Raw genomic sequence first — 10097 nt, forward strand, 5'->3', positions numbered from 1 at the left:
TTGACGTTGTAGTCGATGTAGTAGCTGTAGAAACATTGATAGTTCTACCTGAAGATGCAGGGCACAGAACATGCCAAGTAACACCAGACGATGCAACGGTCGTTGTACTTGAAACGATATCTATCGTTGCAGCCATCGTTGTAGTGGTTGTTGCAGTCATCGTTGTAGTGGTTGTTCTGTCTCGGGACGCTGTGGAGCAGGTCATGGCGAAGCCCCGCGCTCCCCGGAACTTCCGGGGAGCGCGGGGCTTCTTTGTGTTCTGCCCGTTAGGGGGTGTGGGGTCAGTCCTCGTCTGACCCTTGGAGTAGCCAGATCAGCTTGTCCCGGTTCCCCGTAGTCATGCGCTTCCGGAGTTGCTGGTCGAACCAGAGGGGGTCATCCCACGGCAGCGAATCTGCGGCACTGGCTCCAGCCTGATGAGGAACCAACGTCGTGGTGTTGCCCCTGGCGGAGGTGGCAGCGTCCTCCTGTTCAGGTTCGGCCGCTTCGGCCGTGGCGGTGCCAGTGGCGGTGTTGTTTACCGCGGTAAACCGCTTTGTTGTCTCCGTGGAGTCGACCGGCTTGGGCGCCGGAGCAGCTGGCTGGTTTACCGCGGTAAACCATTCCTCGTTGTTCATGGTGGCCTGAGGGGGCTTGGCTGGGGCCGTCTCCCTCGGCTGCGCAACGCGCTTGCGAGGCAACGTCTTGGCTTCGGCGCGGCGGGCCAGCTCGGCTTCCCACACCGCTGCCTGCTCTGACCTGGGCAGGCCCGCGATGTCACGGCCGATGCGAACGGGCAGGTCGCCTGAGCTGACCAGCGTCTGAAGCTCCGGCGTGAGCTTCAGCAGCTTGCGCTGCTGACTGACCCAGCCCTTGGTCTTTCCGTAGTGGGCGGCGACTTTGTCCGCTCCCTTGAGCTCGGTGACCATCGTTTCGATACCCAGAGCACGCTCGATGGGATCGAGATCCTCACGGTCGTTGTTCTCCGACAGGACCGCGTCAAGGAAGTCAGCCCGGCTTGAGGCGACGTTCTCGTCATGGACGACGTTCAGTGTTGTCAGGTCGGCGGCCAGAGAGGCACGGAACCGGCGCTCTCCGTTGGCGATGACGTACGGCTTGTCGCCGACGTTGGGCTCTTCCTCCGGCCACAGCTTGAGGTAGCCGCTTCGGGAGACGACGACGGCGGGCTGCAACTGCCGGTTCTTGAGGATGAGGCCGAACTCCTTCAGGGCCTCATCCGTGCCGAAGTTTCTGCGCGGGTTGAAGCGAGTGGGCACCAGCTTCGTCAGCGGCAGCGCGAGCAGCAGTGGATCGCTCTTGCCGGGAACATCATCGACCTTGCTGCCAGCGAGTGAGGCGAGGCTGGTGCGGCGTCCTGCTGCCATCAGGCGCCACCTCCGTAGCCCAGCTCGAGGGCGAGCCGGAAGAAGTCTTCGCGGGCTTCCATGGCCACGCGGTTCTTCGCGTACTGGGTGACGACCTTGCCTTCGACGGAGGCGCGGGTGTGGACCTTGTAGCGGCGGATGACGGTCTTGGTTCGGGGCCAGCCTTGAGCGTCGATGTATGCCTGGGTGTCTTCCAGGTCGGCGGTGCCGTCGCGGGGATCCCAGTTGTTCACGACGACCTTGAAGGGGAGGCCGCTGGGTTCGATGACCTTCTGGATGGTGCGGGCCGTGGGGTCGAAGGCGAGGCCTTCCGGCGGCACCGGCACGATCACGTCGTGTGCGTACTTCAGCGCCTCGAGGAGGAGGTTCTCGTCCTGAAGGCTTCCGGGGGTGTCGATGAAGACGTGCATCAACTGGTCGGAGTTCTTCAGGACGTCTGCGGCGACAGCGCCCAGGTTGAGTGTGGTGGTGGTTTTGCCGACGCCGCCCTTCTGATTGGCGACAACGTGGACCTTGGCCCCGGTGTCCTGAAGGATCTTCAGGTTCTCGGGAGTCTCGTGCTCCTGAGAGAAGTCGAAGGGCAGGTCAGAGATCCTTTTCGCCCACCAGACCGTGGAGGCCTGTGGGTCGATGGACACGACGTAGACAGCAGCAGTCATCTGATGCTCCGTATGCTTCCCGTGGGTTCCGGTACTTCGGGCGTCTGCATCATTTCAGACCGCCTCCGCCGCTCTGGCCACAGACACCGGCATTTCCCCCAGCCGGGAGCGAGACACACGCTGCGGACCCGGCTCTTCGCGCCCATGCGTCGGCACATCCTCGGCCCTGGGGCCTGCGGTGCGCCGACCGGGTCCGCAGGTTCCATGGCGACTGCAGGGCAGTGGTGGGTGGGGAAAAGCGGCAACGTGGCTGAAGCCGGGAAGGGGCTGATCGAGGCATACATGGCGGGTGATTCGTCGACTGCGGCCGCGCCCTGGCGTGCTTTCGTCGGCTGAGGCGGGGAGTGGTCAGCCGGTGAGTCGCCGATCGGTGGGACGGAGTACGGGCTTGAGCGCCCCCTAGGTGGGGGAGCGGGGCTCGTGCGCGCGACCGCCTGACGTGGGACGAGGCGTGGGTGGTTGGAGCCACGGGGGACGGCCTGTCCTACTACTCAAGAGAGAGCCGTCCCGAATCGCGACCTGACCTGCAGAAACAGTGCTTCGCACCAAGACCTGACGATCTGGCACCCAGTTCGCAGCACCGTCCACCCGGTTCTTGAGAGCGGGGCAGACAGTTCCCTTGCACGTGGTGCCCATGTTTCAGGAACCGTGCACATTGACGTCACGTTCATCAGGAAGCCCCAACTTCCACTGTCCCAGCGGGCGAGGGGGCATTGACGAGAGGGCGAGCAACACGCCCTGGAGGCGGAGTTCATGAACGTGTTGCTCATGTACGTTAAGTTCATCTGGTCGGCCTCAAGGCCGTCGCTCATGCGCACCAGGACAATGCCCAGCTATGGAGGGTCCGTTGGGAGCAGTACGCAGACTGGTCGACGCCGACACAGGCGAGGCGGTCCCCTATGCGCCCTACGCCTTCTCCGGTGGCCACACCCAGGTCGACAAGGCTCGGGTCGAGGCGATCACCGAGAGCAAGGAATTCACTCCGAGTCAGAAGTTCCTCGTCCTGTGGTGGATCGGGGTCTCTCCCGAGGGCATGGCGCCGCTGCGGGCAACCGGCGCGGACATCGCCAAGCGGGTCGGCATGACCGCTGACGCTGTCGGGAAGATCAATCGGAAGCTCCTCAAGCGGCGCATCCTGATCGAACGCGGACGCATCGGCAACTACCGGCTGTACCGGATCAGCCCGTACATTGCCTTTCACGGGACCGGGATCGAGCAGCGGGACGCGGTCAAGACCTGCAATCCGCCGGACATCCCCGGATTCCAGACCATGACCCCTGCGCGGTGGGAGGCCTAGTGAACAACGACGACAAGCAGAAGCTCCTTGACGTCCTCCACCGGACCTCGGGCATGACCGCGAACCAGCGCCTGATCGTCATGCTGTACGCGATGCACCCCACCGACCGGGCAGGCGCCGTCATCGAGACAGGCGCCAACCTGGCCCAGCTCGTCGGGATGTCACCGACCGTCTTCTCACGCACCAGGCGGCAGGTCGTCGAGGCCGGCTGGCTCGAAGAATCCGAGCGACTCGCCCACATCAGCTACTACCGGCTCAGCCAGAAGAGCACCGGAGAGCACGTCGTCGTCCCCCTCCGGCGGGCAACCTGATCAGGTCCAGCAAGCACGGCTCATGTACGTGAGGTCAATGAGTGCCGCTCTCGAGAGCGGCACTCATTGACCTCACGTACATGAGTGAAGCGGGTAGGCGCCGCGTGCCCGGCACCCCGACCGGGCCGTCTCGGTGATCGCGCCGAGCAGGGCTCAGTCCTTGCCGGTGTTGTGCGACACCGTGTGGTCGCACAGCCGGTGCCCGGCCGCGACGACCTTCTTGACCATGTCGAGCACTTGAGGCGTCCACTTGGGGTCGGGGCCGTCATCGATGGTGAGGTTGACGCCGCGTGCCTCTTCCTCCGAGGCATACGCGATGGTCGCCGCGACCGGCTTGACGGCACTGCCCGGCGCCTTCGCCGTCAGTGACGAGTCGCCCGACGTACCGGGCTGTGCGGTCCATACCGAGGCGCCGGTGGCGAGGATCGTCACCCCGAGTGCCGCCCCGACCATCATCCCGGGAGAGTTCGCGGACAACACCCCGCGAGCAGCGGGGCGGGAACCGTCCTGATGGCCTCGCAACCGGACGACCCGCCGACCGCATCAGTCCCAGGGTGTAAACCCGTGGGCCGATGCCCTCGCGAGTAAGTAGCCGGTGGGCCGATGCTGCGCGGGAGGGGCACCTGACAGCGTTCCCCTGTGCCCACGGACTGGCCGTTGCGGCACGGCTGACGTTCCGTCACCACGGGAGGGCCCATGACCACCACACCGTTCATCCGCCGGAAGGGCATGACGCGCCGCAGTGTGCTGGGAGCCGCGCTGGCGGGCGGGGCCGCCGTGCCGCTTGCCGCCACTGCCAACCCCGCGTGGGCCGGCGCGGGCCCGCACGCCTCCACCCCGAAGCGGCTCACGCTGCCCGTGCCCACCGGACCGCACCCGGTGGGCACGGTCGAGCTGCACCTCGTCGACCGGTCGCGTCCGGACGACATCGCGGGCCCCGGGCACTTCCGCGAGCTGATGGCCACCGTCTGGTACCCGGCCCGGGACGTCCAGCGCTACCCGGTGGCGCCCTGGACGCCGGCCGGCGCACTTCAGGCGTTCCTCGCCGACGCGGGATTCAGCGACCTGGTTCCCCTGGCGCCGCTCACTGCCGGCCACGTGGGTGCTCCGGTACGGCGATCGGACCGACGGCTGCCCGTCGTCGTGTTCTCGCACGGCGCGCACAGCCACCAGGGCGACCACACCGTCATGGTCCAGGAGCTCGCCAGCCACGGATACGCGGCAGTGACGGTGGCTCACCAGTACGACACGTACACCAAGTTCCCCGACGGTCGGATCGCCGTCCCGCTCCACGACAGGCAGGCGCCGACGCTGCCCGGAGATTTCGCCGCCGACCTGCGCTTCGTCCTCGACTGCGTCGAGCAGCTCGCCGCCGGGCGCAATCCCGACGTCGACCGCAGGGAGCTGCCGGCCGGGCTGCTCGGCTCCCTCGACCCGCGGCGCATGGGCGCGTTCGGCTGGTCGAAGGGCGGGACGGCCACCGCCTGCGCCACACTCGCGGACGAGCGCATCCGGGCCGGGCTGAGCCTCGACGGCCCGATGCAGATGAACCCGCCGCTCGCCGGAGACCTGGACCGGCCATTCATGATGATGTCCGCCGAGTTCACCCGGTCCACGGATCCCGAAGCCGCCGCATTCTGGTCGCACCTGCGCGGCTGGCGGCTGAACATCCAGGCCCAGGGCGCCGCCCACATCTCGTACGGCGACAATGAGGCGCTGTTCCCACAGATGGCGAAGCTGTACGGATGGAGCAGGCAACAGCTCCAGGACGTGATCGGCACCCTCGATCCCGACCAGGCGGTGAAGATCCAGCAGGCGTACCCGCTCGCGTTCTTCGACGAGCACCTGCGTCACCGTCGGGGGCACCTGCTCGACGGGCCGTCCCCAGCCTTCCCGGCAGTGGCGTTCCTCCCCTGAGTACCCGGGACTGCTGACGGCAGGCGAGGTGGAGCAGTCCTTCGGAGGGGAGCGGTCCTGTAGTCGTGGCCACCCACCGCAGGTAGGCAACCGATCCTGCGACGACCGGAACGGCCGAGACCTCCGGGTTCTTCCACGGGTGGTGCTCCAGCAGGTGAGCTTCCAACGACAGCAGGACACCAGCCCGGTCCACTCTCCAGACCTGGGCGAATCGCTCGCCGCGCCTTGCGGAGCCACGTCCGGTGACAAGAGGTGGAATCGACCGACTTGCTGGACAGGGAATCGAACGGCGACGGCGCGACCGGCATTCGTCGGGTCAGGGATCCTCTGGTTCGCGGTGCAGTCGCGCGTTGAGGTCGGTTACCCACTCCAGGGCCCAGGTGCGCAGTTTCTGAGTCTCGTCTGGCGGCAGGCCGTATGCGGTGAATTCTTCGTCTTCGTACCAGTCGGCGCCGATCAGACGGTCGCGCAGGTCGTGCAGGCTGAACTCGACGCGGGCGTGGCGGCGGCCGAGGCGTTCGAGGTCGGCCAGGGTGCGCTGGCGCGAGGCGGCGTGGACGTCGATGACTGGCTGAGCCGCTCGACCAGCCCGTGGGCCTGGACGGCGTAGCCGCCGGTGACCACCAGGGGGTAGGGCGAACCGATGGCAAGGACGTCGGCGAGCAGGCGACGGTGCAGGCCGGACAAGGTCATGCGGCGATCGAGGCTCGGGCGGCGAGGTCGGTGAAGCGGGACTCCCACACATCGCGAATGGTCCTGCTGATCAAGGTGCGCAGCACTGGCCACTGCGCCAGCAGCAGATCCGAGTGAAGGAAGGCGGTCAGATCCTCACGCTGTCCTTCGGCGAGCACAGTGCGATACAGGCTCATGCGCGAGCGTGGGCGGTCCAGGTCGAAGGAGCGCAGCCCGGACCAGACCACGTGCAGTGGTAGGGCGACCGTCCCGTGGGCGGGACCGGCCAGGTCGGTCAGGTGCTCGGGCAGACGGCTGGTGTAGCGCGCCCGCAGTACTTCCGCGGCGGACGGCTCATCGGGGAGCGGGGAGACCAAGGCCATGGAGCCGATTATCGCCCATCGCCTTCAATACGTGCGGGTGAGCTGGGGTGATCGATGCCCGGCAGTTCAGAGCCCGTCTGGTCCGGCAGTGGGCTGCTCAGGACTACCTTGTGCTGTGACCGGGATGGTTCACCGTGATCGGAAGGCGGCTTGCGGGACGAGCGCACGCGAAACGGCTGGTACTACTTGGGTATGCAGGAAGAGACCGCACGCGACGCGATCGACATGTTCATCTCCGCGTTCAACGCCTCGGACGACAGCTATGTGACTGCTCTGCTCTCCCAGGCCCTGACCTCAGACGTGGTCTTCTGGGGGCCGTTGGGCCGCAGCGAAGGAATCGCGGCGGTCGAGCGGTTCGTGCTGGACATCCGGCGCCACCCGGCGGGGACCGGCACGATGGTGCGCTGCTCGGCGGTGGACATGCCTGACGAATGGGCCCGGTACCAGTGGGTCTTCACCACGCCGGATGGAGGCCCTCGCCTGGCGGGAACGGACGTCGTCCATCTGCGGCAGAGCCTCATCGACCAGGTCATCGTCTTTGCGGGGGAGATCGAGGCATCCGCCTCCTGAGTCATCCTTCTGTCGCTGTCCTTCTCCTGAACTTGCCCCTTCGGCGCTCGGGGGCTGCGGTTCGCAGTTGGTCAGGCTGCGGTGTTGAGGGGGTGTCCGCCAGTCTGCGTACACGGACAGGCTCAGCCACCGCGCCTCCAGCGATCGGATCGGACGTCACCGCACATCCAACCGTCGCGACTACCAACCCGGCGAACCTTCACGGTCACAGCACTAGGCCCTGTCCCTCCGATCATGGCCGGCACTGGGGCCGACTCAAGCGAGGTCGCCGCGGTCGGCATCAGGATGCGGAGCGGTCGACGAGGTGCTTGGGGTTACCCGTGTTATGGCGGCACGTCCGTCCGTGGTTGTGACGGAGATGGTCTGCCTGGCCTTCAGCTCACGCGGTGACGGTGCCTGCGTGTTTGGTGATGGCTTTGGGGCGTGGCGCTGGCGGGGTGTCGTTGCGGCTATCGGCTTCTCCGCAGGCTGCGACGCCGCCGAGGACGAGGGCCGCGATGAGAGCGAAGCTGGAAGCGTTCTTGTGTTTCATGGCGATCTCTACAGTGCTGATCACTTCGTTGCAGGGCGCCTCTGAGTCCAGCATGACCCAGTCAGCTAGGTGGAGGCGACCGGAAGGTGGTGCGGTGGGCGGCGATCTCGGCTGCGGCCGCCCACGGGAGCATCGGCACCGCGGTCACCGCGATCGCGGCCCTCTTCCATGACAACCAAGCCTTGCGGCAACAACTCGGCAAGGGCGTGACGGCCGGGGTCACCCTGATTGGGGCCTGCGGTTGCTGGTCCTGCAGAGTCTGTCCCCTGCTGAGTGCTGATGGCAGAAGCCGTGCTTTCCGCGGTAGGCGCTGGGGCTGGGGCTGTTGTTGGGGCTGGGGTCAGGATGGGCGGATGATCTCTCGTTGAGGAGCTGTTATGCGGGGTGTCATGATTTGTGCGGCAGTGTGGTGGACGGCGGTGGTCCTGTGGGTCGCGTCACGTTCACAGTTCGCAGGTCGACTGTCTGGTTTCCCTGACGGGGCCTGCCGCTGGTCCGTGGCCAGTGCACAGCATCTCGCCACCCCTGCACCATCACCTGCTGATGGTCTGTCTGACCTGCCCTGACGGCCACCAGCAGTGGGGGTTGTGGCGGGAGTCCGCAGCAGGCGGCTATGAGACCGCCGCAGGCATGTACTGCGGCGGAACGCCGGCCGGTGCTCTCGCCGACGCGGGTGTCCCGGGAGCGGAGCGCGACACGTTCGTCCTGGGAGAGCCGGTGACGCCTCCGGCCCTGGACTTGCACGGTCTGCCCGCCTGCCGGTGGAGTCCGCCGGTGGGCCGGGGGCAGGTCATGGCCGGCACCCGGTAACCACCAGGAACGGAACGCTGCTGCTCAGGCAGGCGACGTGGTGCCGCACTTGTAGCGGCCCTTGGGGCTCGTCGCGGTCGGTGTCTTGAACACCTCGTCTCCGATGATGGCGTGGCCGCTGACGCGGGCGCTGTAGTCGTACGTGCCACCGACACCGCACTGCGCGTAGATGGTGGTCCCCTGTGCCTGCGCGATCGTCCAGCTCGTGTAGCGGTGCCTGTCCGTGAACTGCCGCGGGCCGGACCAGCTGGAGCGGTCGAACCAGTACTCCACGCGCATCTTGCCGGGACGCCCCACGCAGTGGCCCGCGGCGTAGGTGTGCAGTTGACGCCCCGACTTGAGCACCTTGCCGCGAGGCGCCACGTTGCACGTCCATCGAGGCCCGCGCACCTCGGGCACGCTGCTGGCCTCTGCTTCGTCGGACTCCGCGTACCGGACCGTGCTCGCCGACACCGGCGTGTCCGCGACCCCGGGCTCCCGCCAGGGACCGGACACCCCAGAAGCATCCAGGCTGAGCCCCATTGCTGTGACCCTGCTGGCCGACTGGCCCTCGTCGTCCGCGCCCGCGTTCGGGACGCACAGCCCCCCGAACGCGGCCACGGCCACAGCCATGACGGCAAGTTGGTGTCTCCTGATGCGCATCGCTGTAATGCTCCTCGGCAGGCTGCAGGTTCACATACTCCGGGCTGAAGCTATGCACGACCAATGCCATGCTGACGCAACAAAACGGTTGATACAGCGCGAATCCCCACAGCGCATCCAACTGCTCCTGAGTGAGCTTGTCGCACCCCGCGCGGGTGCTCGATGTCCACACGCCCAGCTTCACGACCACCGGCTTCGCCTCGCCGTCGACCGCGATCTCCCCGCGTGACCGCGCGGTACAGGCCGATCCGCACCCTCCCGCTTCACCCATTGCGCGAGACCGCCAGGCCCCGCTGGAACACCTGATGCGCCTTCCTCTGCCTCTTTCCGCGGCCGTTGCCGCCGGGGCGGGAGGCGGGGCCACAGGAGCCTTGATGCCCAGCGCGGAGAGCCGCTCCCGCTGCTCAGGGAAGAGCTGCGCCCAGGTCCCCGGCTCCTGCTGCCGCCACCGCCACTTGCCCACGCCGCCCTCGAAGATGACGCCCGGAGCGATGTAGGGCAGGACGCCGTCAGCGTCGCTAGCCCACCCCTTCCGGCTGGTGCACACGGCTTAACGAGCTCCAACAATCATCAGAACCACTGAGAACGATCATCCTCATCGCGTCTCAGTGGAACTGATCAGCCCAGCTCACCACAGTTCGACCGACCATCGAACAAGTCAGAGCGGACAGGTGGTCTTGGATCCGCAACGCTGGTTGGAACTGCGCCGGTTCCGTGCCCTGTTGGAGTCCGGGGCGGTGAGCCTGGCGGAGGTGGCCAAGGAGACGAGGGCTGGACCGCAAGACGGTTCGTAAGTACCTGTCTGGCACGGCGCCGTCCGAGCCGCCCAAGAGGACCTTCAGAGGGTTACTTGTGTTCTGACATCATTTCACACATGTTTTCATTCTGTTCTAGGCAGACTGTTCCCTTTGCGACGTCCGGGCTCACGCAGGTATCGGGT

Annotated in this window: 10 protein-coding genes and 4 pseudogenes; 6 read left to right on the top strand and 8 right to left on the bottom strand. The window is 66.6% G+C overall.

The window, feature by feature from the left end; all coding sequences use genetic code 11:
* Positions 1-281: 281 nt before the first annotated feature.
* Both ACGFSB_RS34555 and ACGFSB_RS34560 read right to left on the bottom strand, forming a co-directional pair.
* A complete protein-coding gene (locus tag ACGFSB_RS34555; protein WP_393407703.1) occupies positions 282-1364 on the bottom strand; it encodes a ParB/RepB/Spo0J family partition protein in 1083 nt (360 codons plus the stop codon).
* Positions 1364-2023, bottom strand: coding sequence for a ParA family protein (locus ACGFSB_RS34560; protein WP_393407705.1), 660 nt, complete (start codon positions 2021-2023; stop codon positions 1364-1366). The genes ACGFSB_RS34555 and ACGFSB_RS34560 overlap by 1 nt, the downstream gene beginning before the upstream one ends.
* Positions 2024-2870: 847 nt before the next feature.
* On the opposite strand from ACGFSB_RS34560, the gene ACGFSB_RS34565 reads away from it, so the two are divergent.
* Both ACGFSB_RS34565 and ACGFSB_RS34570 read left to right on the top strand, forming a co-directional pair.
* Positions 2871-3320, top strand: coding sequence for a MarR family transcriptional regulator (locus ACGFSB_RS34565; RefSeq protein ID WP_393407707.1), 450 nt, complete (start codon positions 2871-2873; stop codon positions 3318-3320).
* Entirely contained in the window at positions 3320-3631 is a 312-nt protein-coding gene (locus ACGFSB_RS34570; protein ID WP_393407710.1) for a replication initiation protein, RepL2, read from the top strand. Before ACGFSB_RS34565 ends, ACGFSB_RS34570 begins: the two co-directional genes overlap by 1 nt.
* Positions 3632-3787: 156 nt before the next feature.
* Here ACGFSB_RS34570 and ACGFSB_RS34575 read toward each other — a convergent pair.
* Positions 3788-4087: pseudogene (locus ACGFSB_RS34575) on the bottom strand (polysaccharide deacetylase family protein); the annotation flags it as partial.
* A gap of 240 nt (positions 4088-4327) precedes the next feature.
* Between ACGFSB_RS34575 and ACGFSB_RS34580 the strand changes: the two are divergent.
* Positions 4328-5548, top strand: a complete 1221-nt coding sequence (locus tag ACGFSB_RS34580; protein WP_393407712.1) for an alpha/beta hydrolase family protein — start codon at positions 4328-4330, stop codon at positions 5546-5548.
* 76 nt (positions 5549-5624) lie between these two features.
* On the opposite strand, the pseudogene ACGFSB_RS34585 reads toward ACGFSB_RS34580, so the two are convergent.
* The 3 genes and pseudogenes from ACGFSB_RS34585 to ACGFSB_RS34595 form a co-directional block, all read right to left on the bottom strand.
* Positions 5625-5741: pseudogene (locus ACGFSB_RS34585) on the bottom strand (divalent-cation tolerance protein CutA); the annotation flags it as partial.
* A 123-nt stretch (positions 5742-5864) separates the two neighbouring features.
* A pseudogene (locus ACGFSB_RS34590) lies at positions 5865-6241 on the bottom strand (hypothetical protein).
* A complete protein-coding gene (locus tag ACGFSB_RS34595; RefSeq protein WP_393407714.1) occupies positions 6238-6603 on the bottom strand; it encodes a hypothetical protein in 366 nt (121 codons plus the stop codon). Before ACGFSB_RS34595 ends, ACGFSB_RS34590 begins: the two are co-directional and overlap by 4 nt.
* A gap of 192 nt (positions 6604-6795) precedes the next feature.
* Between ACGFSB_RS34595 and ACGFSB_RS34600 the strand changes: the two genes are divergently transcribed.
* Positions 6796-7173 carry a nuclear transport factor 2 family protein gene (locus tag ACGFSB_RS34600; protein ID WP_393407716.1) on the top strand — a complete coding sequence of 126 codons (378 nt, stop codon included), beginning with the start codon at positions 6796-6798 and terminating at the stop codon, positions 7171-7173.
* A 379-nt stretch (positions 7174-7552) separates the two neighbouring features.
* Here the strand turns inward: ACGFSB_RS34600 and ACGFSB_RS34605 are convergent, their stop codons facing one another.
* Complete coding sequence (locus ACGFSB_RS34605; RefSeq protein WP_393407718.1) at positions 7553-7759, bottom strand: hypothetical protein; 207 nt, start codon at positions 7757-7759, stop codon at positions 7553-7555.
* Between the two features lie 450 nt (positions 7760-8209).
* Here ACGFSB_RS34605 and ACGFSB_RS34610 point away from each other — a divergent pair, with 450 nt between their 5' ends.
* Complete coding sequence (locus ACGFSB_RS34610) at positions 8210-8515, top strand: hypothetical protein (protein ID WP_393407721.1); 306 nt, start codon at positions 8210-8212, stop codon at positions 8513-8515.
* A gap of 24 nt (positions 8516-8539) precedes the next feature.
* Here the strand turns inward: ACGFSB_RS34610 and ACGFSB_RS34615 are convergent, their stop codons facing one another.
* Entirely contained in the window at positions 8540-9127 is a 588-nt protein-coding gene (locus tag ACGFSB_RS34615; RefSeq protein ID WP_393407724.1) for a hypothetical protein, read from the bottom strand.
* A 701-nt stretch (positions 9128-9828) separates the two neighbouring features.
* Here ACGFSB_RS34615 and ACGFSB_RS34620 point away from each other — a divergent pair.
* Positions 9829-10003 (top strand): annotated as a pseudogene (locus tag ACGFSB_RS34620) (helix-turn-helix domain-containing protein); the annotation flags it as partial.
* Between the last annotated feature and the right edge of the window lie 94 nt (positions 10004-10097).

This window comes from Streptomyces sp. NPDC048441, assembly GCF_043200235.1.
Taxonomy (GTDB): Bacteria; Actinomycetota; Actinomycetes; order Streptomycetales; family Streptomycetaceae; genus Streptomyces.

Coding starts and splice junctions, on each gene's coding strand:
- ACGFSB_RS34605 (WP_393407718.1), bottom strand. CDS start 7,759: ATGCTGGACTCAGAGGCGCCCTGCAACGAAGTGATCAGCACTGTAGAG.
- ACGFSB_RS34555 (WP_393407703.1), bottom strand. CDS start 1,364: ATGGCAGCAGGACGCCGCACCAGCCTCGCCTCACTCGCTGGCAGCAAG.
- ACGFSB_RS34600 (WP_393407716.1), top strand. CDS start 6,796: ATGCAGGAAGAGACCGCACGCGACGCGATCGACATGTTCATCTCCGCG.
- ACGFSB_RS34580 (WP_393407712.1), top strand. CDS start 4,328: ATGACCACCACACCGTTCATCCGCCGGAAGGGCATGACGCGCCGCAGT.
- ACGFSB_RS34615 (WP_393407724.1), bottom strand. CDS start 9,127: ATGGCTGTGGCCGTGGCCGCGTTCGGGGGGCTGTGCGTCCCGAACGCG.
- ACGFSB_RS34595 (WP_393407714.1), bottom strand. CDS start 6,603: ATGGCCTTGGTCTCCCCGCTCCCCGATGAGCCGTCCGCCGCGGAAGTA.
- ACGFSB_RS34560 (WP_393407705.1), bottom strand. CDS start 2,023: ATGACTGCTGCTGTCTACGTCGTGTCCATCGACCCACAGGCCTCCACG.